General features: G+C 58.5%; 24 protein-coding genes. 13 read left to right on the top strand and 11 right to left on the bottom strand.

Annotated elements, in window-relative coordinates:
- From BLW70_RS18745 to BLW70_RS18730, 4 genes are all read left to right on the top strand, one after another.
- Complete coding sequence (locus BLW70_RS18745; protein WP_074876409.1) at positions 1-1,515, top strand: heme utilization protein; 1,515 nt, start codon at positions 1-3, stop codon at positions 1,513-1,515.
- A gap of 62 nt (positions 1,516-1,577) precedes the next feature.
- The gene (locus BLW70_RS18740) at positions 1,578-2,258 is read left to right on the top strand and encodes a C39 family peptidase (protein ID WP_074876407.1); all 681 of its coding nucleotides are present in this window, start codon (positions 1,578-1,580) and stop codon (positions 2,256-2,258) included.
- 34 nt (positions 2,259-2,292) lie between these two features.
- Positions 2,293-3,033, top strand: coding sequence for a hypothetical protein (locus BLW70_RS18735; RefSeq protein WP_074876405.1), 741 nt, complete (start codon positions 2,293-2,295; stop codon positions 3,031-3,033).
- A gap of 46 nt (positions 3,034-3,079) precedes the next feature.
- Positions 3,080-4,360 (top strand): coiled-coil domain-containing protein, encoded by a 1,281-nt coding sequence (locus tag BLW70_RS18730; protein WP_074876403.1) that lies wholly within the window; start codon positions 3,080-3,082, stop codon positions 4,358-4,360.
- Between the two features lie 58 nt (positions 4,361-4,418).
- On the opposite strand, the gene BLW70_RS18725 is transcribed toward BLW70_RS18730, so the two are convergent.
- Complete coding sequence (locus BLW70_RS18725) at positions 4,419-5,744, bottom strand: sigma-54 dependent transcriptional regulator (RefSeq protein WP_074876401.1); 1,326 nt, start codon at positions 5,742-5,744, stop codon at positions 4,419-4,421.
- 342 nt (positions 5,745-6,086) lie between these two features.
- Here BLW70_RS18725 and BLW70_RS18720 point away from each other — a divergent pair, with 342 nt between their 5' ends.
- From BLW70_RS18720 to nhaB, 3 genes are all read left to right on the top strand, one after another.
- Positions 6,087-6,356: a hypothetical protein gene (locus tag BLW70_RS18720; protein WP_074876399.1), complete on the top strand. Its 270-nt coding sequence runs from the start codon at positions 6,087-6,089 to the stop codon at positions 6,354-6,356.
- A gap of 240 nt (positions 6,357-6,596) precedes the next feature.
- Positions 6,597-7,886, top strand: coding sequence for an NHL repeat-containing protein (locus tag BLW70_RS18715; protein WP_074876397.1), 1,290 nt, complete (start codon positions 6,597-6,599; stop codon positions 7,884-7,886).
- Positions 7,887-7,964: 78 nt separating this feature from the next.
- Positions 7,965-9,467 (top strand): sodium/proton antiporter NhaB, encoded by a 1,503-nt coding sequence (gene nhaB / locus BLW70_RS18710; RefSeq protein WP_074876395.1) that lies wholly within the window; start codon positions 7,965-7,967, stop codon positions 9,465-9,467.
- A 153-nt stretch (positions 9,468-9,620) separates the two neighbouring features.
- On the opposite strand, the gene BLW70_RS18705 is transcribed toward nhaB, so the two are convergent.
- From BLW70_RS18705 to gnd, 3 genes are read right to left on the bottom strand one after another with little or no spacing between them, the layout of a single operon-like run.
- Positions 9,621-10,439, bottom strand: a complete 819-nt coding sequence (locus BLW70_RS18705; protein ID WP_074876393.1) for a Cof-type HAD-IIB family hydrolase — start codon at positions 10,437-10,439, stop codon at positions 9,621-9,623.
- Positions 10,436-11,959 (bottom strand): glucose-6-phosphate dehydrogenase, encoded by a 1,524-nt coding sequence (gene zwf / locus BLW70_RS18700; protein WP_074876391.1) that lies wholly within the window; start codon positions 11,957-11,959, stop codon positions 10,436-10,438. Before zwf ends, BLW70_RS18705 begins: the two co-directional genes overlap by 4 nt.
- Complete coding sequence (gene gnd / locus BLW70_RS18695) at positions 11,956-12,936, bottom strand: phosphogluconate dehydrogenase (NAD(+)-dependent, decarboxylating) (protein ID WP_074876389.1); 981 nt, start codon at positions 12,934-12,936, stop codon at positions 11,956-11,958. Before gnd ends, zwf begins: the two co-directional genes overlap by 4 nt.
- A gap of 272 nt (positions 12,937-13,208) precedes the next feature.
- Here gnd and BLW70_RS18690 point away from each other — a divergent pair, with 272 nt between their 5' ends.
- The 4 genes from BLW70_RS18690 (at position 13,209) to BLW70_RS18675 (ending at position 18,043) form a co-directional block, all read left to right on the top strand.
- On the top strand, positions 13,209-13,391 hold the full coding sequence (locus tag BLW70_RS18690) for a DUF6026 family protein (RefSeq protein WP_008149922.1): 183 nt from the start codon (positions 13,209-13,211) through the stop codon (positions 13,389-13,391).
- Positions 13,392-13,592: 201 nt separating this feature from the next.
- Complete coding sequence (locus BLW70_RS18685) at positions 13,593-15,338, top strand: phosphoethanolamine transferase CptA (protein ID WP_074876387.1); 1,746 nt, start codon at positions 13,593-13,595, stop codon at positions 15,336-15,338.
- A gap of 167 nt (positions 15,339-15,505) precedes the next feature.
- Entirely contained in the window at positions 15,506-17,743 is a 2,238-nt protein-coding gene (locus BLW70_RS18680) for a TonB-dependent siderophore receptor (RefSeq protein WP_074876385.1), read from the top strand.
- A gap of 96 nt (positions 17,744-17,839) precedes the next feature.
- Positions 17,840-18,043, top strand: a complete 204-nt coding sequence (locus tag BLW70_RS18675) for a hypothetical protein (protein ID WP_074876383.1) — start codon at positions 17,840-17,842, stop codon at positions 18,041-18,043.
- Between the two features lie 48 nt (positions 18,044-18,091).
- Here the strand turns inward: BLW70_RS18675 and BLW70_RS18670 are convergent, their stop codons facing one another.
- The 5 genes from BLW70_RS18670 to BLW70_RS18650 form a co-directional block, all read right to left on the bottom strand.
- On the bottom strand, positions 18,092-18,583 hold the full coding sequence (locus tag BLW70_RS18670) for a GNAT family N-acetyltransferase (protein WP_074876381.1): 492 nt from the start codon (positions 18,581-18,583) through the stop codon (positions 18,092-18,094).
- 113 nt (positions 18,584-18,696) lie between these two features.
- Positions 18,697-19,278, bottom strand: coding sequence for a DinB family protein (locus BLW70_RS18665; RefSeq protein ID WP_074876379.1), 582 nt, complete (start codon positions 19,276-19,278; stop codon positions 18,697-18,699).
- Between the two features lie 16 nt (positions 19,279-19,294).
- Complete coding sequence (gene zapE, locus BLW70_RS18660; RefSeq protein ID WP_074876377.1) at positions 19,295-20,413, bottom strand: cell division protein ZapE; 1,119 nt, start codon at positions 20,411-20,413, stop codon at positions 19,295-19,297.
- A gap of 96 nt (positions 20,414-20,509) precedes the next feature.
- Positions 20,510-20,851 (bottom strand): nuclear transport factor 2 family protein, encoded by a 342-nt coding sequence (locus BLW70_RS18655; protein WP_008069241.1) that lies wholly within the window; start codon positions 20,849-20,851, stop codon positions 20,510-20,512.
- Between the two features lie 52 nt (positions 20,852-20,903).
- Positions 20,904-21,620: a helix-turn-helix transcriptional regulator gene (locus BLW70_RS18650; RefSeq protein WP_074876375.1), complete on the bottom strand. Its 717-nt coding sequence runs from the start codon at positions 21,618-21,620 to the stop codon at positions 20,904-20,906.
- 203 nt (positions 21,621-21,823) lie between these two features.
- On the opposite strand from BLW70_RS18650, the gene BLW70_RS18645 reads away from it, so the two are divergent.
- Positions 21,824-22,876 (top strand): aldo/keto reductase, encoded by a 1,053-nt coding sequence (locus BLW70_RS18645; protein ID WP_074876373.1) that lies wholly within the window; start codon positions 21,824-21,826, stop codon positions 22,874-22,876.
- A gap of 54 nt (positions 22,877-22,930) precedes the next feature.
- Here BLW70_RS18645 and speB read toward each other — a convergent pair whose 3' ends face one another.
- Entirely contained in the window at positions 22,931-23,890 is a 960-nt protein-coding gene (gene speB, locus BLW70_RS18640) for an agmatinase (RefSeq protein WP_074876371.1), read from the bottom strand.
- Positions 23,891-23,911: 21 nt separating this feature from the next.
- Positions 23,912-25,003, bottom strand: a complete 1,092-nt coding sequence (locus BLW70_RS18635) for a polyamine ABC transporter substrate-binding protein (RefSeq protein WP_074876369.1) — start codon at positions 25,001-25,003, stop codon at positions 23,912-23,914.
- Positions 25,004-25,106: 103 nt separating this feature from the next.
- Here BLW70_RS18635 and BLW70_RS18630 point away from each other — a divergent pair, with 103 nt between their 5' ends.
- Entirely contained in the window at positions 25,107-26,000 is an 894-nt protein-coding gene (locus tag BLW70_RS18630; protein WP_074876367.1) for a LysR family transcriptional regulator, read from the top strand.
- Positions 26,001-26,213: the final 213 nt, after the last annotated feature.

The raw sequence follows: 26,213 nt of genomic DNA, 5'->3' as shown, positions 1-26,213 counted from the left end.
ATGAAACCTTCGATGGCAATAAAACCTCTGGTTTTTGCAATCGCTGCGGTCTTGGCTGTTGCTGCACAAGCTGGGCAAAACGATCGGCGTGGTCACCATCACAACGGTGGCCATCACACCCCTCCTGCAAAAATGATCCCTATCAGCGCGACTGCCAATGCTAACGACAGACAAAGCAGTACCGGCAACCGCATCTGGAATGAAGGGGTAGAAAACTCAGCCGAGATGAGTAGTTCGGCCGCAGGCGCGAGCGGCAACGTCGGCGTCAACGTGGCGGCAGGTTCCGGCAACCAGCAAGACAACGCCGCCGCGATCGCTAACGCAGCCTCCGACAACGCCGCGATCGATAACAGCTTCGTGTTCGGCACTGCCACTGCCACCGCTGACGTCAGGCAAACCAGCAACCGTAACCGCGTCGACAACTTCGGCGTAACCAACTCTGCCGTGATGAGTGGATCCGCCGACGGCAGCAGCGGCAACGTGGGTGTCAACATTGCTGGCGGCGATCTGAACCAACAGAAAAACACCATGGCAATTGCCAATACCAATGCTCCACTCGGTAGCGCAAGAGCCACCGCCTCCGCCAATCAAGACGGTCCTGGCCTGATAGTGAACAACACCGCTGACCGGACCTACCGCGTGGATACCATTACGGTTACCAAAACTGCTAGTGGTAGTGCCTCTCGCGAGAAGTCCTTCGAGGCTAGTGGCAGTCAAAGCGCTTCTTCGAGCTGGGCTGCGGCCGGTTCCAAAAGCTCCGAAGCCAGCGGTTCGCTTAGCATTGATGTAAGCGGTTCATCCGCCAGCGCTGCAAGTGGTTCCAACAGCAGCGCTGCAAGCGGTTCCAACAGCAGTTCTGCTAGCGGATCCAGCAGCAGCAGTGCAAGCGGTTCCAACAGCAGCAGTGCTAGCGGTTCTTCGAGTGCATCCTTGAGCGCTTCGTTGGGCGCTACTTTGGACGCAGAGGCGGCGGCTTCCAGGTCCACTACCTACAATAATGGCTTTGGCGATCGCACCCGCAGCAGCAGTTCCGAGGCATCGCTTAGCGCATCGGTTGACGCAACACTTGATGTAGCGGTAGACAGATCGTACGACCGTTCGCGCGATTCCTCGTTCGACCGTTCACGCGACTCCTCGTACGACCATTCCCGTGACTCCTCGTACGACAAATCGCATGAATCCTCGTACGACAAATCGCGCGAATCGTCGTTCGAGAAAGCGTTCGATGCTTCGTTCGAGAAATCGACCGCGTCCTCGTACGATAAATCGGGCAGCAAGTCGTCCGAATCTGAGTACGCCAAAGCGGGAAGCTGGAGTGAAAGCAGCTCATATGATTTGAGCAACACCTACTCCTATCAAGTGCTGACTCCAACTGGCTGGGCCAACCCTGTGACCAACACTGCAACCCTGAGCGGTTCGGTGAATGGTGGCAGTGGCAACCTGGGCGTCAACGTAGCTGCCGGTGTGGGCAACCAGCAAAGCAACTCGCTGGCCATCTCCAACCAATCGTTCTAACTGCTGTCTCTGGAGGCCCCCTTACGGGGGCCTTTTTCAACACCACCAGAAGGCATCCCGCTATGCGCATTATCGCCTTGGCGTTCCTGCTTTGCGTGGCCAGTGTTATCGAGGCTGCACAACTGCCGCTTTCCGTCCTGCCGGGTGGCGGGTTGGTATATAAGCCGATCCAAAGCATTCGTGAGCGCAAGTTTTCCGACCTGGTACAGCAGAAAACCGACTTCAGTTGCGGCGCAGCGGCGCTGGCGACGATATTGCGCCAGGCCTATTGGCTGGATGTAGACGAAGAACAAATCATCGAAGGCATGTTGGCACACTCCGATCAGGATCTTGTCCGCGTCCAGGGCTTCTCCATGCTCGACATGAAGCGTTACGTGGAAAGTCTCGGCATGCGGGCCCGTGGTTACCGGGTAGCGACGGAAACGTTGAGCGAAATCAAAATTCCGGTCGTGGTACTCATGGATATCCGTGGCTACAAACATTTTGTAGTCATGCAACGGGTTCATAACGGCTGGGTATACATCGGAGATCCGGTACTCGGTCATAAACGTTACAAAGTCGAAGACTTTGTAAAAGGCTGGAACGGCATCATCTTTGCCGTCATCGGCCAGGGCTACGACAAAACCAATGCACTGCTCGACCCACCCCTGCCCCTGACCGCCAAGAACCGCATCAACACCTTCAGCCCGGTGCAAGACGCAGAGTTGATGGACTTCGGATTCATCCAAAGCGACTTCTTCTAATAACAAGGGAGCACGACGCTCCGGGAGCATTCCAATGAAGACTCCGATCTGGCTGGCCGTGGTTTGCCTGGCCGCCAGCCTGCCGACCCAGGCACAAACGCTCAAACCCATTGAACTCAACGATCACGAATTGGCATCCCTGCGCGGCCGCTATGTCATGCCGGGGCGGATCATCAGTTTCGGCATCGTCATGACCAGTACTTGGCAAAATGCCAACGGTGAAGTGATCGGGGCAACGTCCTCGATGCAAATTCAACAATCGACCATCAAGCCACAATTCTATGTGTCGATAATCAATGAAAAAGGTTATGGCTCAGCGAGCTCGCAAGGCACCGGCACCGTGACCGGCGGCGGCGGCCTCAATACCACCGAAGGCGTCACTCAAGTCGTACGTGCTGCCGGCGACCACAACACTGCCTACAACAACGTTGATATCAACGTCACAAGGTCTAATCAGGCGCCAACAACGCAACAGCAGGGTCAGGCATTAGCCGCAGGCTCGACGCTGGCCGACGCCAATGGCGCGGGCTCGCTGAGCGTTTCTTCGACCGGTACGGGTATGCAACTCAACATCGTGGCCAACAACAACCAGGGCAATACGGTACAACGCCTGGGCCAGGGTGGGCTGATGCAGAACACGACTTTGCTCGGCGCTGATAACCAGGTCCGAAACCTCACGTCCCTCAATGTCGTGCTGCGTGACAACGTGGCGACAGCCGGCTCGCTGAACGGCAATCTGGACCAGCTCAAAGGTCTTCGCACCCAGGGATTCTGATCTACGCTCAGTCTCATCAGATGAAGTCAGAAGGGACGGCTAACCCATGCACCGATCGTTTACGTTCAGAGCTATCGTTTGTTTGAGTAGCCTGGCCCCGGCGACACTGCTATACGCAGCACCGGACCCCCAGGTCGAATTATTAAAACAAGAACTCATGGAGTTGAAACAGCGTTACGAAGCACAGCAGAACGCATTGATGGTACTCGAGCAACGCGTTCGCCAAGTCGAAGAAACACCTGCAACACCTGCTCCCAAACGCCTGACCAAATCCCCCGCCGAAACGCCAAAGGGTGGCCAGACGCTGGCCGCTGGTGCGCCGGGAACCACAGGCAGTTCATATGGCCAGTCGCTCAAGGATGATTCGGAGCCTGCGCAAAGCGTTTCCAACCTGTACGACGAAGCCAGCGGCTTCTTCGGTGGCGGCAAATTCAGTTTCGAAACCGGCGTGACCTACACGCACTACGATACCCGTGCATTGGTACTCAACGGCTTCCTGGCACTGGACTCGATCTTCCTCGGCAACATCAACCTCGACCGTATCAAGGCGGATAACTGGACCCTGGACCTGACCGCCCGCTACAACACGGGACAACGCTGGCAGTTCGACATTAACGTCCCCGTGGTCTATCGCGAAACCACGTATTCCTCCGGCGGCGCTGGTGGCGCCGCCAACGGGGTTTCAGACGCGACGGTTACCCGCGACCCGGCGATCGGCGATGTTAACGTTGGCGTTGCCTACAAGTTCCTGGATGAATCGGCCAACCTGCCCGACGCGGTGATGACACTGCGCGTCAAGGCGCCGACCGGGGATGACCCTTACGGCATCAAACTGGTTGAGGTCCCGGGCAACGATAACCTCGCAGTACCCGAAGACCTGCCTACCGGCAATGGTGTCTGGGCGATCACCCCGGGTATCTCGCTGGTCAAGACCTTCGACCCGGCCGTGCTGTTTGGCAGCCTGTCCTACACCTACAACATTGAAGACTCTTTCAGCGACATCAGCCCTCAGGTCAACTCCAAGGTGCCCGGTGACGTGAAACTGGGCAATTCCTGGCAGGTCGGCGCCGGCATCGCTTTCGCCTTGAACGAGAAGATGAGCATGTCGTTCTCGTTCACCGACCAGTTCGCCCGCAAGAGCAAGATCAAGCCGGACGGTGGCGATTGGCAATCGATTACCAACAGTGATTACAACTCGGCCAACTTCAACATCGGCATGACGCTGGCAGCAACCGATAACCTCACGATCGTTCCCAACCTGGCCATCGGCCTGACCGACGACTCGCCAGACTTTTCCTTCAGCCTGAAATTCCCGTATTACTTCTGATTCGGCACCCACAAAAAACCCGCTTTTTCAGCGGGTTTTTTGTTGATCCTGCAATCGCTCAACGTATCTGATGCTTGTGCAACAACCGGTAGAAGGTAGGCCTGGAGATCCCCAGCACCTTGGCGGCGATGCTCAGATTATCGCTGTGGCGGTTAAGCACATCGCACAGGGCCTGGCGCTCTGCCCGGTGCTTGTAATTTTCCAGCGTGCCCATCGGCGCGGCAATGACATGCTGGCTGATCAGGCCCAGGTCTCGCGCTTCGATCTGCCGGCCTTCGGCCAGTACCAACCCGCGACGTACCCGGTTGGCCAGCTCGCGCACATTGCCCGGCCAGTCATGCTTGCCCATGGCAATCAACGCGTCTTCACTGAAGCTGCGCGGACGGCGGCCGGTTTCATGGCTGTAGAAATGGGAAAAGTGGTTGGCCAGCATCGACAGATCGCCATTGCGCTCACGCAGGGGCGCGGTCGCGACCTGCAACACATTGAGGCGGTAATACAGATCTTCGCGAAAGAGCTTCTTCTCGATCGCAGCCTCAAGATCGACATGGGTCGCGGCCAACACCCGTACATCCACGGGTATCGGCTGACTGCCGCCTACCCGCTCGATGTGCTTTTCCTGGAGGAAACGCAACAGGTTCGCCTGCAGTTCCAGGGGCAGATCACCGATTTCGTCGAGAAACAGCGTGCCGCCGTTAGCCGCTTCGATCCGCCCGATCTTGCGTTGATGGGCGCCCGTAAAGGCCCCCTTCTCATGGCCAAACAATTCGGACTGGATCAAGTGTTCGGGAATTGCGCCGCAATTGATCGCGACAAAGGGTTTGCTGTGACGTTGGGATTGTCGATGGAGCGTGCGTGCGACCAGTTCTTTACCGGTACCGCTTTCACCTCGGATCAATACCGGAGACTCGGTGGGCGCCAGCTTGCTCAGCAACTTGCGCAGTTCGCGAATGGGTTTGCTGTCGCCAAGCAGTTCGTGTTCAGGCGAATCAATGTGAACCGTGCCTTGCCCACGCAGGCGTGCCATCCCGAATGCCCGGCCCAGCGTCACCTGAACCCGGGATACATCGAATGGCAAGGTATGGAAATCGAAGAACCATTCGCAGACAAAGTCTCCGACATTCTGCAAGCGCAGGACTTCCTGGTTGAGGACGGCGATCCATTCGGTACCGCTACGGCTGATCAGCTCTTTGACGGCTTCCGGGTGTTCGAGGTGAAAAGGTTGCAAACGCAACAGGCCGACATCACAGGTTTTTTCGGCAACATTTTCCAGGGTACAGCTGTCAACATCCCAACCCACAGAGCGCAAACCCGGCAGCAGACGATAACAATCGTCGCAAGGGTCCACTACTAACAGACGTCGTAAGGCAGGCACTTCGATCATGACTGTTCCTTGGCGCCAAATTTATGAAATATTATTAAAAACAGTCGTTTGGCGGATCTGGCTGTAACGTTAGCAATAATTTGACGTGACCTTGTATCGTTTGACTATAGAGCGGTTGCGTTATTAGTTATAAGAAGCGACTTGGTTAGTTACCTAACGAGTCATTCCTTTCATTCAGCTTTCAACGCCTGTCCAAATCTTGAACCCATCAAAGAAAGTTGATATTTCTTTTAATTGTATGTGACCCGCCCCCCGGTTGCGGGCATCAGTACAAGTAACCAGCCGAACGGTAAGCCCAACCGACGGCACATCACTTGATTGGGCATACAGAGAGAAAACCCCATGAACGCCCCGCTCCGCATCAACGAAGCTCTTTTGATTGCCGACCGCGCATTCCAACCGTTCCAGTGCGTGGCCTGGGCCCCACAAGATGGTAATGGCGAACTCTGCCTGACCGTTATCGACCGCACCAATACCCGCAGCATCGGCCGCAAGCAGATCCCAAGCAGCGCCTATACCGATCCTGCGCAACTTGAATGCCTGCTTGAAGCGGCACGTGCGGAATTGAGCGAGGAGGGTTACAAACTCCAATCGTGGTCAATGCCACACTAAGCGTTTTTGCGGGTTACCAAAGGGTAGCCCGCGCCCTCCCCCGATTACTTTTCGAAACCGCACACGCCTAACTACTTGGCAGGCTTCTCAGTGGGTCGAAAAGACACTGTTCTGGCACACAGCGACCCTCCGCCTGTTAGTTATGACAGTTGTGCATTCAGCCGTTCAGGGATTGAATGTTTCCTTATACAGTCGCCACCCAAACTCCCGGTTCAGGACGACTCGCAAGGAGCTGCGTGCATGTCAATCCAGACCGCGTTTGCATTACCGGCAACCCTGAGTGACGCCGGCAAACTTGATACAGCCTTCGCCTCGTCCGGCAAAACCCAAGTGTATTTCGCTGGCAGCCTTTCAAGCATGGCCAACGGAGTTGCGATTGATTCAAGCGGCAGATTGTTAGTCGCAGCGAAGGTCGGAACGCCAGGCGGCAGCCGCTTCGGCCTGGCTCGCTTACTCGAGGACGGCTCGGCGGATCTGGCGTTCGGCAACCAAGGCAGCGTCATCGGGCAATTTCAACACGGCTTTGAAGCCATGGCCGGCAAAGTCCAGGTACTGGCCGATGGGCACATACTGGTAGCCGGCCTGCATTACGAAAATGCTCACCGGACAGTGCCCGCCCTCGCCCTGTTTGATCAGCATGGGCGGCCGGCACAATGTTTTGGCGACAATGGCCGCTGCGTCGTGCGTCTGCCGGGCGATCTTTCCCAAGGCGTGCGTGACACCTGGCTCCCCCCCGGCGTACCGGGCGCAGAAGCCTGTGATGTCTGCGTGCAGAAGGATGGCCGGATCCTGCTGCTGGCCAATCATCACTTCGAACTGTCCGATCATGTCGGCATGCTGATACGGCTCAACACCGACGGCTCGCTGGACAACACCTTCAACGGTCGTGGCTTCGTGATTGCCAGGCACTTGTTGATGAACACCTGGCTCAGCAGCCTGATAGTGCAACGAGACGGCCGGATCCTGGTGGGCGGCTCGATCAACTTTCCTGAAGAAGGTCTGTTGGCCCGCTATCACATCGACGGCAGGCTCGACGATTGTTTCGCCGTGGATGGTTTCATGACCTTCAAGGCACGTGGCTATAGCGCTCAGGTCAGCCAGATCGTCCAATACGAAAACGGTGATGTGCAGTGCTTTGGCAGCAGCCGCGACCCGATGCACTGCCTGGCACTGAAAATACACAGCAACGGGCGCCCGGACATTCATTGCAATGGAGGCCAGGCCCAATTGCTGGAAATCGGCCACAGTGGCTGCCAGTGGACCGACGCAACGGCACTGCCGGACGGCAGCGTTGTGACGGTCGGAGCCACGATCGGCGGCGTCGAGGCGGATTTCATTCTGGCGCGACATCTACCCGACGGGCATCTCGATCGCAGCTTCGGCAATGGCACCGGTTGGGTTCGCACCCGCCTTGGCCGCAGCCTGGATACCGCGACTTCAGTGGTCATGCAGGCCGATGGAAACATTGTCGTAGGCGGTTATTCACTCGATGGCAATTATCGGGCGGTTGTCGCGCGCTATCTGGGATAGGCCCGCACAGTATTCTTGCACTTGATCTTCCCTTGCTCTTACGGCAAGTTGCGCGCTTCTTAATACAAGGAGTAGCCGATGCCCGGTTCAATGGCTCAGGCGTTCGCGCACAATTTTCTCGGGCATTCACCCCGTTGGTACAAGGCAAGCATTGTCGGCTTCCTGATTCTCAACGCATTGGTGTTTTGGACCGTCAGCCCGGTAGTGGCCGGTTGGCTGCTGGTGCTGGAGTTCATCTTTACCCTGGCGATGGCGCTCAAGTGTTATCCGTTAATGCCCGGCGGCCTGCTGGTGATCGAAGCACTGCTGCTGAAGATGACCACGCCCCAGGCACTCTACGACGAGCTGGTGCACAACTTCCCGGTGATCCTGCTGCTGATGTTCATGGTGGCCGGCATCTACTTCATGAAAGACCTGCTGCTGTTTCTGTTCTCACGGCTGCTGCTCGGGGTTCGCTCCAAGGCGCTGCTGGCATTGATGTTCTGCTTCCTCTCGGCGTTCCTGTCGGCGTTTCTTGACGCCTTGACCGTGACCGCCGTGATCATCAGTGCAGCCGTCGGGTTTTACTCGGTGTATCACCGCGTCGCCTCAGGCAACGATCCGCGTCAGGACAGTGAGTTTGGCGATGACCAGCACCTGCCCACCCTCCATCACGCCGACCTCGAACAATTCCGCGCCTTTCTGCGCAGCCTGCTGATGCATGGAGCCGTGGGTACCGCACTGGGCGGTGTTTGCACATTGGTAGGTGAGCCGCAGAACCTGCTGATCGGCCACGAGATGGGCTGGCACTTTTCTGAGTTCTTTCTGAAAGTCGCCCCGGTTTCATTGCCGGTCCTGGTGGCGGGCCTGGTGACCTGCGTCCTGCTGGAGAAACTTCGCTGGTTCGGTTACGGCACGCTGTTGCCGGACAACGTGCGCGCGATTCTGGCCAACTACGCGGCAGAAGACGATGCCGAACGCACCTCGCGCCAACGTGCAGCGCTCATCGTGCAGGGATTGGCAGCGCTGATTCTGATTGTCGGGCTGGCGCTCCACATTGCCGAGGTCGGCCTGATCGGCTTGATGGTGATTGTGCTGATCACCGCATTCACTGGCATCACCGACGAGCACCGAATCGGCAACGCGTTCAAGGACGCCATGCCGTTTACAGCGTTGTTGGTGGTGTTTTTCGCGGTGGTGGCGGTGATTCACGATCAGCAGCTGTTCACCCCGTTGATCCATTGGGTGCTGGCGCTGCCAGCGGATCAACAACCGGGCATGCTGTTTATCGCCAACGGCTTGCTGTCGGCCATCAGCGATAACGTGTTCGTCGCGACCATTTACATCACCGAAGTCAAACAGGCCTTCATCTCCGGCCACATGAGCCGAGAGCATTTCGAGACGCTGGCGATTGCGATCAACACCGGCACCAACCTGCCGAGCGTGGCGACACCCAATGGTCAGGCTGCGTTTTTGTTCTTGCTGACTTCAGCGATCGCACCGCTGATTCGCCTGTCGTACGGGCGGATGGTGTGGATGGCGTTGCCGTACACCGTGGTGATGGGTGTTCTTGGCTGGTATGCCGTGAGTTATTGGTTGTAACACCGACCAAAAAATATGGGAGCGGGCTTATGTGGCGAGGGGGCTTGCCCCCGTTGGACTGCGCAGCAGTCCCATTTTTTGGGGCCGCTCCGCGACCCAACGGGGCAAGCCCCCTCGCCACACAAGCCCGCTCCCACAGGTTTTTTGCATAAGTTATCGAGGGAGGATGTAGCGCTCGATTGCCTGGGCCGCACCCTCTTCGGTATTGGCGCCCGTCACCACGTCCGCCTGGCGCTTCACCGCCTCTTCCGACTGCCCCATGGCGATCGACAAGCCTGCGCGGTGAAACATCGCCGGGTCATTGCCGCCATCGCCCAGCGCCGCGGTCTGCTCCAGCGGTACACCGAGAAATTCAGCCAGTGTCACCAGCGCTGCACCCTTGTTGGCTTGCATGGCGGTCACGTCCAGATAAATCGGCTGTGAACGGGAAACCTGTGCCTGGCCTTCCACTTTGGGCAGCAGCAGCGCTTCCAGTTCAATCAACAACTGCGTGTTGTTGCTGGTGGCGACGATCTTGTCGATACGTTCCAGGTACGGCTCAAAACTCTCGACCACCACTGGCGGATAACCCAGGCCGTGCTGTTCACGAGGCACCATTGGGCCGTTCGGATCTTTGAGCAACCAGTCGCCACCACTGAACACCCAGATTTCGATGTCCGGCCGGTCGGCAAACAGCGCCAATGCCGTCAGCGCAGCCGTGGCCGGCAAGTAATGTGCGACCAGCAAACTGCCGTCCGGATTAACGATGGTGCCGCCATTGAAGGCTGCCGTTGGCAAGTCGACGCCCAGGGCTTCGATCTGCTGCAACATGGCTTTGGGTGGGCGGCCGGTGGCGAGGCTGAACAACACGCCCGCCTCGCGCAATGAACGGACGGCTTCAATCGTGCGTTGGCTGAGGCTGTGATCGGGCAGCAACAAGGTGCCGTCCATGTCACTGAGCAGAAAACGAATGGGTTGCGCTGTATCACTCATCCGAGGCCGTGCCAGACGCGACCATCGCGAGTCAGCAGATCTTCTGCAGCCTGCGGGCCGTCTTCGCCAGCGGCATAGCTCTGCACGCTCGCGTCCTGCTGCCAGGCGTCGAGGAACGGCTGTACCGCGCGCCAGCCATTCTCGATGTTGTCGGCGCGCTGGAACAGCGTCTGATCGCCGGTCAGGCAATCGTAGATCAGGGTTTCATAGCCGGTGGACGGCTGCATTTCGAAAAAATCCTTGTAGGCAAAGCCCAGTTCGATATTAGCCATTTTCAAGGCTGGGCCAGGCCGCTTGGCCAGCAGATCGAACCACATGCCTTCGTTGGGTTGAATCTGGATTCGCAGATAGGTCGGTTGCAGTTCATCGACCTCGGTATCGCGAAACTGCGCATACGGCGCCGGTTTGAAGCAGATGACAATCTCGGTGTCACGCACGCTCATGCGCTTGCCGGTGCGCAGATAAAACGGCACGCCGCCCCAGCGCCAGTTGTCGATCATGACTTTCAGCGCGACATAGGTTTCGGTATTGCTGTCGGGCGCCACGTTGTTTTCCTGGCGATACCCCGGCAACGGCTTGCCGTCGATTTCGCCGGGCGTGTATTGGCCGCGTACCGAATTGGCCAGCGCTTCCTCGACCGACCAAGGACGAATCGCACCGACCACCTTGGCCTTCTCGCCGCGTACTGCGTCGGCGCCAAAGGCAGCCGGCGGCTCCATCGCGACCATCGCCAGCAATTGGAACAGGTGATTGGGCACCATGTCCCGCAAGGCGCCGGTGTGCTCATAAAAACTGCCACGGGTTTCCACGCCGACGGTTTCGGCGGCGGTGATTTGTACGTGGTCGATGTAGTGGTTGTTCCAGAACGCTTCGAACAGACTGTTGGAAAACCGGCTGATCAGAATGTTCTGCACGGTTTCCTTGCCCAGATAGTGATCGATCCGGTAGATCTGGTTTTCCGTCATTACCTTGAGCAAACAAGCGTTCAAGGCTTCCGCCGTTGGCAGATCGGAACCGAAGGGTTTTTCGATCACGACCCGTCTGAACGCTTCCGGCGACTCTTGCAGCAAGCCGGAGGCGCCGAGACGACGCACCACCTCACTGAAGAAACGTGGCGCAGTGGCCAGGTAGAAGACGGCATTGCCGGTGCCGCTGTCGGCGATTTTCGCCGCCAGGGCTTGATAGGTGCTGTCGTCCAGGAAGTCGCCCTGGACGTAGCTGATGCCTTTGGCCAACTTGGCCCACAAGGCCGGGTCAAGGGCATGCTCGCCCTTGCCGACCTTGGCAGCCACTTCGGCCCGAATGAAGTCTTCGAGTTTTTTCGCAAAGGCTTCATCGGTGATGGCGTTGTGGTCGACGCCGATGATCCGCAGTCCATCCCCAAGCAGACCGTCACGACTCAGGTTGTACAGCGCCGGCATCAGCAGACGCTTGACCAGGTCACCGTGGGCACCGAACAGAAACAGCGTGGTCGGTGGTGCGACTTCTGCCTTGGATTTATTGCGGATCAAGCGGGTCATTTTTTCGAAGTCTCCACGTGGCCACCGAAGCCGAAACGTTGGGCCGAGAGAATCTTGTCGCCAAAGGTGCCTTGCCCGCGCGACCGATAGCGGGAGAACAGCGAGTTCGACAGCACCGGTACGGGCACCGATTGCTCCATGGCGGCTTCGATGGTCCAGCGACCTTCACCGCTGTCAGCTACCGAGCCTGAGTACCCGTCGAGTTTCGGGTCGCTGGCCAGCGCGTCGGCGGTCAGGTCGAGCAACCAGGACGACACAACGCTGCCACGACGCCAGACTTCGGCGATGTCGCCTACGTTCAGGTCGAAACGCTGGTCTTCCGGCAGGTTGGTGCTGGCTTTGGTCTTGAGGATGTCGAAGCCTTCGGCGAAGGCCTGCATCATTCCGTATTCGATGCCGTTGTGGATCATTTTCACGAAATGGCCAGATCCGGCCGGGCCTGCGTGGATGTAACCGCGCTCGGCACGGTCGTCTTCGGACTTGCGGTCCTTGGTCCGAGGGATGTCACCCAGGCCCGGTGCAAGGCTGTCGAACAGCGGATCAAGGCGCTTAACCACCTCGGCTTCGCCACCGATCATCATGCAGTAACCACGCTCAAGGCCCCAGACGCCGCCGGAGGTGCCGACGTCGACGTAGTGCAGGCCTTTCTGCGAGAGGGTTTTCGCCCGGCGGATGTCGTCCTTATAGAAGGTGTTGCCGCCGTCGATGATGGTATCGCCAGCTTCGAGCAGGGTGCTCAGGGTGTCGATGGTGTCTTCGGTCGGTGCGCCGGCCGGCAGCATCACCCACACCGCACGTGGCTTGGCCAGGCCAGCGACCAACGCTGGCAGGTCGATGACGCCAGCGGCGCCTTCTGCGGCCAGGGTGTCGACAAAGGCGGTATTGCGGTCGTAAACAACGGTGGTATGCCCGTTGAGCATCAGGCGCCGCGCAATATTACCGCCCATGCGGCCCAGTCCAATAATCCCGAGTTGCATGTGCTGATGCTCCTTACTACAAATAAAGTGTGTCAAAGGTTATAGCCCAACGTGACTAATGAGGGTTAGTCCAGAGCGCTGGCACATAGTTTCCGGGCATTGTGCCCGATTCAGATTGATAACGTCGGTAATCGAGCCGAAGACACAACGACCATGAAAAATAAAAAAGTTCCCTTCAAGGGCAAAAGAAATCAAAATCGGCGCCGATAGTAAATAAGCACCCGATGTCGGGGGCAGGTTTACAGTTGAGACAGCCATTTGCGAGGTGAGCAATGGGCACAGTACAAGCAGCACGGCCAGCACAAACCCTTTACGTCACGATTCGTCGCGATGAATTGCGCCAGTTGAAAGACGAGCGCGACCAATTGAAGCAGGAGCTCGCGCAATTGCGCTTGTTGACACAAAGCAATCAGGCCCAGCCTTTGCCCGTCACTCACCGTGTGCCTCACGCCTGATCCCCTCGTTTGATTCGGAAGCAGCCCATTGCTGTTTCCGACCTGCCATTCCCTCTTTGCCAAACCCGGCAACATCACGAAGTTTTCACATCCGTTTGTTGATACTCCGGCTCATTATGGCCGCTCGGTATCCGCGCGGTGCCTGTTCGTCGGTGACGTCGATGTCCCGACGATGAAAGTGATGACTGGCTGGAGCGCTGAATGGCTTTGTTTAAACGCAGCAATACGTCTGCGAATGGTTTCGACTGGACAGGATTTCTCTGGCTGTTCCTGTTCTTCTGGTATTTTTCCGGCATTACCCAACTGCTGATCCAACTGACAGGCACCTCTGGTTTCAGCGGGTTCCGCCAGGCCTTTGTGATGAGCGCCCTCTGGCTTGCGCCGATGTTGCTGTTCCCCAAACAGACACGTGTCATGGCGGCAGTCATCGGTGTGGTGCTGTGGGCCTGTTCAATGGCCAGCCTGGGTTACTTCTTCATCTATCAGCAGGAGTTTTCCCAAAGCGTCATCTTCATCATGTTCGAGTCGAACATCTCTGAAGCCGGCGAGTACATGACTCAGTATTTTGCCTGGTGGATGGTGGCGGCATTCCTCGGCCACACCGCTTTCGCTTACTTCCTCTGGACTCGCTTGCGCCCGGTGTACATGCCCCGCGGTCGGGCACTGGTGGCTGCAACGGCGATTGTGGTGGCCGTGGTCGGTTATCCGCTGATAAAGCAAACCGCGCGTACCGGCAGCCTTGCCAGCGGTTTCGAGAAGTTTGAAACCCGTATCGAGCCCGCCGTGCCTTGGCAGATGGCCGTGGCTTATCACCGTTACCTCGATACCCTGGCGGGTATGCAAGACATGCTCCATAGCGCGAGCAAGATCCCTCCCCTGCACAATCTCAAGGATTCGGCGGCCAATCAGCCGGCGACCCTGGTGCTGGTGATCGGGGAGTCCACCAACCGTCAGCGCATGAGCCTGTACGGCTACCCTCGGGAAACCACCCCGGAGCTGGACAAGCTCAAGGATCAACTGGCGGTCTTCGATAACGTCATCACCCCACGCCCTTACACCATCGAGGCGTTACAGCAGGTTCTGACCTTCGCCGACGAAGAAAACCCGGACCTGTACCTGTCGACCCCGTCGCTGGTCAGCATGATGAAACAGGCAGGCTACAAGACCTTCTGGATCACCAACCAGCAGACCATGACCAAGCGCAACACCATGCTGACGACCTTCTCCGAGCAGGCCGACGAGCAGGTGTACCTGAACAACAACCGTAACCAGAATGCCGCCCAGTACGATGGCGACGTGATCGAGCCGTTCAACAAGGCCTTGGCCGACGCTGCGCCGCGCAAGCTGATCGTCGTGCATTTGCTCGGCACGCACATGAGCTATCAATACCGCTATCCGTCGTCCTTCGACAAGTTCAAGGACCGCAAAGGCGTTCCCGACGGTGTACGTGACGACCAGGTGCCGACGTACAACAGCTATGACAACGCGGTGCTGTACAACGACTTCGTGGTTTCGAGCCTGATCAAGGACTACGCCAAGTCTGATCCGAACGGCTTCCTGCTGTACCTTTCCGACCACGGTGAAGACGTTTTCGATTCTCCTGGTCACAGCACCCTTGGCCGCAACGAAAGCAAACCGACGGCGCCGATGTACACCATTCCGTTCATGGCCTGGGCCTCGCCGAAATGGCGCGAAAACCACGACTGGAGCTTTGCCGGTGATCTGGGGCGGCCTTACAGCAGCTCGCACCTGATCCATACCTGGGCTGATCTGGCGGGTCTGAGCTTCGATGAACTGGATCGCAGCAAGAGCCTGGTCAGCGACAGTTTCAAGCCACGGCCATTGATGATCGGCAATCCTTATGAGCGCGAGCAAAAGGCATTGATCGACTTTAGCCTGATGAAACCCAAGGCCCTGCCAGGCGCTACGGCAGCCGTTCAGAAGTAATCCTTTCAGGGGCCGGTTCCGGCCCCTTTTTCCTGTGCCTTTGCGCGGCGGCGCTGCCCGAAACGCTGCAAAGATAATAATTATTCTCGTTTATAGCTAAATCCCGCCTCTCCCCTTCGTCTTTGAACAAACGGAAATTTTCCCTCGAAGACAAGGAGTCGGTCGCGATGTTCGCGCCTATCACCCGTTCCATGACCTTTACCCTGGGCCTGTGCAGTGTCGCCCTGTGCCCCGACTTGCTGGCTGACACCAGCCCAGATAAAGAACCCGCCCGCACCCTCGAACTGGGCGCCACCAATGTCACCGCCCAGGGCTTGGGCAGCACCACCGAAAACACCGAGTCGTACACCACGGGCGCCATGAGCACGGCCACTCGCCTGAACCTGTCGATCAAGGAAACGCCGCAATCGGTGTCCGTGGTCACGCGCCAACAAATGGACGACTTCAAACTCGGCACGCTGTCCGAAGCCATGAGCCAGACCACCGGCGTGGTGGTTCAGCACAACGATTCGGACCGGGTCAGCTATTCGTCCCGGGGTTACTCGATCAGCAATTTCCAGATCGACGGCATGCTGAACACCTTCACCTTCATGAAGTCCGATTCCGACACCATCATCTACGACCGCATCGAAGTGGTTCGTGGTGCCACCGGCCTGACCACTGGCGCGGGCGACCCTTCGGCCACCATCAACATGGTGCGTAAACGGCCGACATCGCAGTGGCAAGTCCAGACCGGGGTCAGCGGTGGCAGTTATGACGACTACTACAGTTATCTGGATGTCGGTGGCCCGCTGGCGTTCGACGGCCGCTTGCGCGGACGCAGCGTGCTGGCCTATCGCGACAGCGATTCGTTCCGCGACAAGTACCAGCAACAACGTGAAGTCGGCTACGGGATTCTTGAAGCCGATTTGACCGATGACACTGTGTTGGCCGTGGGTTACGACTATCAGAACAAACACGTCCAGGGCACATCCTGGGGCACGGTGCCGTACTGGAACGCTGACGGTGGCAAGGCCAACCTCGGACGCTCCACCAACATGGCCACCTCGTGGAGTTCCTGGCCGCTCAAGGACAAAACCGCGTTCGCCACGCTGGAACACCAATTGGGTGCCGGGTGGCGCGCCAAGGCCGCCTACACCCATCGCGAGAGCGATACCGACGGCAAGATCTACTACGGCGGCGGGGGTTTCCCTGAGGCTGATCGCAGTGGCATGAGCGCTAACGTCAGCCACATGCTCAGTACGCAAAAAATGAAGGCGTATGACTTCAACATAGCCGGCCCTTACTCGCTATTCGGAAGGGAACACGAAATGATGATCGGCTACGGCGAGGCCGAGCGCCGGGAAGATTCGCCCTACATGGTGGACGGCCCCAGGGCGGCGGATTACGAAAGCATCCGCGACTGGAAGTACATGGGTGATATCGCCAAGTTTCCCGACACGGTCACCAGCCTTTCAGGTTCAAAAGACAGTACCCGCCAGAAGGCCGGTTACCTGGCCACTCGCCTGAGTCTGACGGATGAGCTGCACGCCGTACTCGGCAGTCGTTATGGCAGCTGGAAGGTGTCGACCAGGACCAACAAGTACGACAACAACCTGCAACTGAGCAGCGTCGATGCCAGCAGCCAGGAACACAACGACATGTGGACGCCCTACGCCGGGCTCCTCTACGACCTCACCCCCGAATACACCGCGTACGTCAGCTACACCGACATTTTCAAGCCGCAAGACAACCGCGACAGCAACCGCAAATACCTCGAGCCGGTGGTGGGCAGCAACTATGAACTGGGGCTCAAGGGCAGCCTGCTGGAAGAACGCCTCAACCTGGCGACCGCGCTGTTCTGGAGCAAACAGGACAACGTTGCCGAACTCGACGATTCGGTGCCACCGGACCCGGTGACCGGTGACGAGTTCTACAAGTCGGGTGGTAAAGGCAACAAGGTTCAGGGCTTCGAAGCCGAGGTCTCGGGCGAAGTCATGGCCGGTTGGAACATGACGGCCGGCTACACCTACACCCACGCGGCCAATGGCGAAAAGAAACGCGCCAATACCAACCAGCCGCTGAACATGTTCCGGCTCTCCACGGCCTATCGTTTGCCCGGCGACTGGCAGGCACTGACCGTCGGTGGCGCGGTGAACTGGCAAAGCGATGTGTTCCGCGCCGCCAGTCGCCCAGTGGGACGTGATGCCAACGGTGCGGTGATCACCGAAAAAACCAACATCCGCCAAGAGGCTTATACCGTGGTCAAACTGATGTCGCGGTATGAGTTCGACAAGCACCTGTCCGCCTCGCTGAACGTCGATAACCTGTTCGACAAGAAGTATTACGACAACGTCGGGTTCTATAACGGTGTGTTTTGGGGTGACCCGCGTACGGTGACCCTGAGCCTGGACTGGAAGCTCTAGGCGCAGGCAATTCCCATTTGACGGAATCGGCGGATAATGTCCCTTCGACATTGCTTCATGGACGAAAGGACCCGACAACTCGTAGTGGGGCATACCATGAAACGTACAACCATGATCCTCGCCGGCCTGATGCTGATCAGTTCAACCGCTGTATTCGCCGAAGGTGGCGCTGAACGCATGCGGTATTACTTTGAGAGTCTGCGTCTGAGCCAAACGGCGAATCAAAGTCACGCCAGCACCGCTGAAATCAGGGTTCCGAATGATCAAACCGCGCAAGTGACAGAGCACTACAAACCGTAACGACAAAGGGCGTCCTGATGGACGCCCTTTTTCATTGCTCGTATTACCTTAAAGCGCCTTGGTCCAGAACAGCATCCGGCCGTGCGCTGGGTCGAACATGCCTGCGGCAAAACCGAACTTGCCATAGGACGCCTGGGCGACTGCATTACCTTCCAGCACTTCCAGCGTGATTTTGCAGCAGCCGCGCTGGCGGGCGATGTCTTCGACCTTTTGCAGCATTTTCTGGCTTAACCCCAAGCCGCGAAACTTCTTCACCACCGCCACATCGTGCACGTTGACCAGCGGTCGACAGGCGAAGGTCGAGAAACCTTCAAAGCAATTGACCAACCCGGCCGGCTCGCCACCGACAAACGCCAGAACACTGAACGCATGGGGACGTTTGGCCAGTTCCGCCGGGATTTGCTTCAACAAGTCGGCGGGCAATGAGTGGCCGCCCCCCATCGGGTCTTCGGCGTAAGCATTCAGCACCAGCCCAATTGCCTCGGCATGCACCGAATTGGTGTAACTGGCCTGAAGCACAAGAATTTCTGCGGATTCCATTTCCACCCTCGTTCACACATTAAGTTGCCCCAGCGCATTTCGAACTGAAAGGCCGACCGACAATATCGCGGGCACCGCCGTGTCGACAACCCGACCCTGCGCTAATTTTTCACTCAAGCGCCCCAGATCAACGCTTCGGTCCACCCCAGTTCAGCAAAATCCTCAGCCCTCAAGTCTGACTCACCGGCACAGAAAAACTCGTCCAGTTGCGGTGGTTTGACCGAGGTGCCGCTGAGCATGGCGTGAACCTGCCCGCGATGATGAATCTGGTGCTCGAACAGATGCGACAGCAGGCGCAAGCGGCTGTCATGTTGCGGCGTGTCCCGGGCGATGGTCACGATCTTGCCAAGGTCTGCGTCGCGCATTTGCTCGCAATAGGCAATCAGTCGACGGTCCACCAGCGCTTGTTCGCGCTTGAGGTCTGCGGCGTGCGTAAACGGCTCGTCCTGGTTGAAAAACACAGAGCAGTCAGGATGCGGGTCATCGCCGCGCAACTCCCGCTCCAGCGCATCCACATAAAACCAGTCGCAGGTCAGGATGTGGTTGAGGGTAGCGCGCAGACTGGGAAAGAAGCTGACCCGGGGCGCCATCAGCTCGGTCGGGCTCAACTGGCTCCAGGCCTTGGCGAGTCGATGATTGGCCCAGGCATTCTGATAGGCCATCGTCAGCAAATGGTGCGACAGAGGCTGATTCATGTTCGCGGCTCCTTGTTCAAGCTTCGGCGAAACGTTGCAGCTGCATTTCCTGTAAACGGCTGAGGGTGCGGCGGAACGGAAACTCCAGATAACCCTCGGTGTACAACGATTCCATGGGCACCTGCGCTTCGAGGCACAGCGGCACCTTGCGGTCGTAGCACTCGTCCACCAGGGCGATGAAACGCCGTACACCGTCGTCATGCACCGACAATTGCGGCAACTCGCGATCGCCCGCTACCACCCGTTCGACACCGTCTTCAGTGCCTCGGGCGATGCGCCCTTCGCGCTTTTGCGCGCTGAGGTTGGGCACCTCACTCAAAAGAATAGCGCTGAAGGTGTCGCACAGGACGATGAAATCCATGGCGGCAAACGGCTGCTCACAGAGATCGGCGTAACGAGTCCAGAGTACGGTTTGACTGGCCTGCACGACATTGAGTGAGCGGTAGCCGACCTTGATCGGGTCACTGGACACCGACTGGCCGACGGTCAGTGCCTTGAACACTTCACCCAGAGCGCTGGGTTGCCCCGGTGCCGCCACCCAGTAACGTTGCAAACCTTTGCCGGGGTGCAGGCGATGATCTTCGCCGCCATCCACCGCAATCACCTGCATATGTTTCTTGATGGCTTCGATGGCGGGCACGAACCGGTCGCGGTTGAAGCCATCGGCGTACAGCTGATCCGGTGGCTGATTGGAGGTGCAGACCACCACCACGCCCTGTTCGAACATCACCTGAAACAAACGCCCGAGAATGATCGCGTCGCCGATGTCGTTGACGAACAATTCGTCAAAGCACAGGACCCGCACTTCCTCGCTCAGTTCGCGAGCCAACGCCTTCAACGGGTCGGCGGTGCCGGTCAGCTGAAACGAACGCTGATGCACCCAGCCCATGAAGTGGTGGAAATGTTGGCGGCGCGCCGGGACCTGCAGGCTTTGGTAAAACTGGTCCATCAACCAGGTCTTGCCGCGACCGACCGGACCCCAGAGGTACACGCCAGTGACCGGCGTGCGCCCTTCCTGCAGCGCTTCGTAGCATTTCTGCAACGCCCACACGGCATGTTCCTGGGCTTCGTCCTGGACGAAGCCCTTCTGTTCGATAGCGTGTTGCCAGGCGTTTAAGGGGGAGTCGACATTCATGCGCGGCAGTATACGTCCATGTGGCACCTGTGTTGTGGCGAGGGGATTTATCCCCTCGCCACAACGCAGCGGCTACAGGCGATCTGTTGTGATCGGTTAGAGGGAGATGTCTAACCGGGCGATCTTGCCCTGTTCATTAAGGCGAAACATGTAGCGCAATTCCAGAGGGCTGCCGGGAAACGTTCCGGAGATCAGGTTATGCACCAGCACCTTGCCGGTGCGCAGTTGCACGTCGAGCACTTCGACCCGTGGCTGGTATCGCTGGGCGGTGTCTTGCATCCATTGCGCGATGGCGTGAGTGCCGACCTGGTGCTGGCCTTCATCGAACACATTGGCATCCTCAGCGAAAAAACTGGCAACCCGTGAGGTGTCGCGGGCATTGGCGGCAGCAATGTAGGCGGCGATGGCGGGCGCCAGTGAAGAGGCGGGATTGGACATGGTTACGGCTCCTTGTTTGTTGATTCTGCAGCCATGCTAAAACAAGCCTGTGTCAGTTCTTGTCAGGAGTGAAGCGCCCGGCTTCGTCCAGTTGCATCTGCTTGCGCCAGGTGCGCAGCAGGTCGCTGCGCCGCCCCGGATAACGCTCGCCCTGCTCGTTCGCCGCCGAGATCCGGTCAGTGCGAAAGGTCCGATAGGCGCTGCGCAACTCACACCAGGCGACGATGATTCGCACCTCGTTCAAAAAACCCAGGGCCAGCGGCCAGATCAGCCGCTGACTCGGCACCTGGTTGGCGTCCGCGTAATCGATATGGAGCTTGGCCTGATCGCGGATGGCTTGGCGAAACACATTCAGCGGCACGGCGTTGGGTGCAAAGCCATAGCCGGGCGGTCCCGGCAACACCGTCGGGTTGCGTAACGCGTCCAGCGCTTCGGGCGCCAATACCGCCGCAATCTTGGCCAGCGCATCGGCCGCCGCTTTGCTCAACACCTCATCACCGCGCTGATCCACATAGCGCAACCCCAGCACGATGGCTTCGGTTTCATCGGCGTTGAGCATCAACGGTGGCAAAAACAAACCGCTGCGCAGCACGTAGCCGATCCCCGCTTCGCCGTAGATTGGCGCGCCGAGGGCGGAGAGTTCGGCGATGTCGCGGTACAGCGTACGTTCAGAAATCTGCAATTCGCCGGCAAGCGTCGCCGCGGTCACCGGACGACTTTTGCCGCGCAGTACTTGCAACAAGGTCAGTAAACGAGTGGTACGCGACACGATCGGCAGGCTCTGTCCGTAAAAGTTGTCGGAGCTTAGCAGAGGCACCTGTCAGAAAGTGGCAGTAGCAGTCAGACCGGTGGTCGGCCATCCTCTTGCGAACGGAAAAGCGCCTTGACGCAAAATATTACCAACATCATATTAAATGCATGTCGACAAACTTTTCTATTCGACCCCACGTCTTTTCCTTCAGGAGTCATCCCATGCATTACAAAGTCTTCGGCCGCAAAACCGGCTTGCGGGTCTCGGAACTGGCGTTGGGCGCCGGTAACTTCGGCACCGGTTGGGGTCATGGCGCCGAGCGCGACGAAGCCAAACGCATCTTTGATGGCTACCTGGAGGCCGGCGGCAATTTCATCGACACCGCCAACGGCTATCAGGCTGGCCAGTCGGAAGCCATGCTTGGCGAATTCATCGCAGCGGAACGGGATCGCCTGGTCATCGCCACCAAATACACCCTGGGGACCACGCCGGCCGCGGGTATTTCCCACACCGGCAACAACCGCAAGAACATGGTTCGCGCCGTCGAAGAAAGCCTGAAACGACTCGACACCGACCACATCGACCTGTTCTGGGCCCACATGAGCGATGGCGTGACCCCGATGGAAGAGATCCTGCGCGGTTTCGACGACCTGGTACGCGCCGGCAAGATTCATTACGCCGGGCTGTCGAACTTCCCGGCGTGGCGCATCGCTCGGGCAGATTTGCTGGCCGAGATTCGTGGTTTCTCGCCGATTGCGGCGATTCAGGTGGAATACAGCCTCGCCGAACGCACCGCCGAACGTGAACAACTGCCGATGGCCGAAGCCTTGGGCCTGGCCGCTACGTTATGGTCACCGTTGGGTGGCGGGTTCCTCACCGGCAAGTACCGCACCAACGATGGCGACAACCGCGCTGCCAAACTCGGCATGCTGATCCACGCCGAGAAAAGCGCCCGTGAAACCGCCCTGCTCGACACTTTATTGGCCGTCGCCGCAGAACTGGACACCAGCCCGACGCACGTGGCCATTGCCTGGCTGCGGGAAAAAGCCAAGCGCTCGACCACTGCGCTGATCCCGATTCTCGGCTCGCGCACCCGTGAGCAACTGGATGCGACGCTGGGGGCGCTGAATGTGCAATTGAGTGCTGAACAGTTGTCGCGGCTTGATGGGGTCAGTGGTGTGGCGATGGGCGTGCCCCATGAATCCATTGCCGGGTCGATGGCGCGATTTACCGGGGCTGAAACCCTGGATCTGCCGATCATCCCGGTGGCCTGACACAGATTAAATGTGGGAGCGCCGCACCGCCGCTCCCACAGTTTTCACCGCGTTTTACCGGTCGACCTTATGCTTCGCGGCATAGAGGCACAGCATTTCCATCGCCAACGTCGCCGCCGCCAGTGAGGTAATGTCCGCACTGTCGTAGGCCGGCGCCACTTCCACAACGTCCATCCCCACCAGGTTAATCCCGCGCAAGCCGCCGAGGATTTCCAGCGCCTGCACCGTGCTCAGGCCGCCGCACACCGGCGTTCCGGTGCCTGGAGCGAAAGCCGGATCGAGGCAATCGATGTCGAACGTCAGGTACACCGGGTGATCAGCGACCCGAGCCCGAATGGCCTCGACAATCTCATCAACGCCACGTCGATGCACTTGCCGCGCATCCAGCACTTGAAAGCCCTGGTGATCGTCATTGGTGGTGCGCAAACCGATCTGCACCGAACGCGACGGATCCACCAACCCTTCCTTGGCCGCGTGCCAGAACATCGTGCCGTGATCGACGCGCTTGCCGTCTTCGTCCGGCCAGGTGTCGCTGTGGGCGTCGAAGTGGATCAACGACAGCGGACCATGTTTGCGCGCATGAGCCTTGAGCAGCGGGTACGTGATGAAGTGATCCCCGCCGAACGTCAGCATCGCGCTACCGGCGTTGAGAATGTGTTCGGCATGGGCTTCGATGCTGTCCGGCACCGACTGCGGTGTGCCGTAATCGAAGTCGCAATCGCCGTAGTCGATCACCGCCAGATGGTCGAACGGGTCGAAGGCCCACGGCCAATGGCGTTCCCAGGCAATCCCGGTGGACGCGGCACGAATGCCTCGTGGTCCGAAACGCGCACCGGGGCGGTTGCTGGTGGCGGTGTCGAACGGGACACCGCTGACCGCTACGTCGACGCCGCGCAAGTCGCGACTGTAGCGACGGCGCATGAAACTGGTGATACCGGCGTAGGTACTTTCTGCGGCGGTGCCGTAGAGGCTGTCGCGGGTCATGGCCTGATCGTTTTGCATCGGGATGTCCATCAGGTGCTCCTTGTTATTGGCTTATTGGCGGCTACGGAAAGTGGTCCACAAGCGAGTGCGCTGGCGCAGGTCCTTGAGGCTCATGCTGCGGTCGGCGTACAGCAGAGCGCGAACGTCGGCCGGAGGGTAAATGTCCGGGTCGCTGCGCACCGCCTCATCCACCAGCGGCGTTGCGGCCTGGTTGGCGGTGGCAAAGAACAGTGTGTTGGTCAGCGCCGCGACGGAGTCAGGGCGCAACATGAACTCGATAAAGGCGCGGGCCGCTTCGGGGTGAGGCGCGTCCTTGGGGATCGCCAGGTTGTCCTGCCAGACCAGCGTGCCCTCTTTCGGAATCCGGTACGCCACTTCGAACGGTTTGTTGGACTTGCGCGCCAGGTCGGCGGCCATGCTGGCGTCACCGTTGTAGGTCAGCGCCAGGCAAACATCACCATTGGCCAGATCGCTGATCTGTCGACCGGTCGCGACGTACAGCACATTCGGTTGCAACTGAAGCAGTAACGCCTCAGCGGCTGTCAGATCAGCCCTGTCAGTGCTGTAGGGATCTTTACCCAGGTAATGCAACGCCAGGCCGACGACTTCCTGGGGCGAATCGAGAATGGCAATGCCGCAGTCCTTCAATTTGCTGGCGTACTCAGGCTTGAACAGCAAATCGAGGCTATTGAGCGGCACATTCGGCAAGCGCTGTTTCACCGCTTCGGCATTCATCCCAAGACCCAAGGTGCCCCAGGTGTAGGGCACGCCATAGCGATTGCCGGGGTCGACGGCGGCGAGTTTTTCCAACAAATCCGGATCGAGGTTGGCGTAACCTTTGAGGCCTTCGTGGGGAATCTCTTTCAAGGCACCGGCGGCCAATCCGCGGGCCAGCACGCTGGAAGACGGCACGACCACGTCATAACCGCTGCCCCCGGTGAGCAACCTGGTTTCGAGCACCTCCGAGGAATCAAAGGTGTCGTAGCGCACGTGGATACCGGTTTCCTGCTCGAAACGCTGCAAGGTTTCCGGCGCTACGTAATCGGACCAACTGTAGAGATTCAGGGCTTTTTCCTCGGCCTGGGCCGATACAGCCATGGCGAGGAACAGCGCGGGTAAACACAGCTTGAACATGGGAGCCATGACGGAACACCTGACCAGATGAAGTGGATGCAGAATGCGTCGTCGGATACATTGGAAAAATACCAAGTTAGTTATTCTGACTTTATCCAGGAGTAATGTTTTGATGCTCAGCCAACTCCACGATCTCGATCTGCAACTGCTGCGTCTGTTCGTCAACGTGGTGGAGTGCGGCGGCTTCAGCGCGGCTCAGGGAGAGTTGGGCTTAAGCCAGTCGAGCATCAGCCAGCAAATGGCCAAACTGGAAACCCGGCTCGGTTATCGCCTGTGCAGTCGCGGCAAGGGCGGTTTCAAGATCACGCCCAAGGGCGAACAACTGCTGAGTGCAACTCGCAGTCTGTTCGAGTCCATCGAAGCCTTCCGCCATCAATCCAATGGAGTGGCCGGGCGCCTGATCGGCGAGGTGCGTCTGGGACTGTCCGAAGCGCTCGATCAATCCGTGCTGCAACGGGTGGCCGATGCGATCCGGCGTTTTCGCGAACGGGACGAATCGGTACGTATCGAATTGATCAGCGCCATGCCCGGCGAGATGGAACGCTTGCTGCTGCAACAACGACTGGACCTGGCGATCGGCTATTTCTCACAAGTGCAAAGTGCTTTTGACTACCGCGAACTGTTTACCGAAACCCAGCACTTGTATTGCGCCGCCGGCCATCCGTTGTTCACCAATGAGGCGCCTGACGATCAAGCGCTACAGGCTTGCGATCGGGTCGATCACCCTTACCGCTTCCTGCGCAGCGACGAGCCCTTCCAGGGGAAGAGGTGTTCGGCGCGCTCGGAGCAAGTCGAAGGCACCCTCGCCTTCATTCTCTCTGGCAAGCACGTCGGTTATTTACCCGAACACTTTGCCCGCAGCTGGGAAGACAAAGGACTGCTGCGGGCCGTGCGCCGTGGCGATATGAGTTTCGACGTGGCATTCCATCTGGCCCGCCATCGCGCCCAGGTGCCGGGGGATGCACAGAAAGCCTTTGAAGAGGATCTACTCGCGGCGTTCTCCTGAAGCCCCAGAACAGTTTTTGTGGCGAGGGGGCTTGCCCCCGTTCGACTGCGAAGCAGTCGCAAGATCAGCTGAAACAGTTTTGCCTGAAGGAATGCTAGGGGCTGCTTCGCAGCCCAACGGGGGCAAGCCCCCTCGCCACGGGTTCTGTGTATATCACTTCTGTATCGTTTGCCCTTGATGCCCGCTGCTGGCATCCTGCGCCTCCATTTTTGA

It is taken from the genome of Pseudomonas frederiksbergensis (assembly GCF_900105495.1).
GTDB classification, from domain to species: Bacteria; Pseudomonadota; Gammaproteobacteria; order Pseudomonadales; family Pseudomonadaceae; genus Aquipseudomonas; species Aquipseudomonas frederiksbergensis.
Note: the sequence above shows the minus strand (reverse complement) of the source record. Positions and strands in the feature narration are given on the sequence as shown.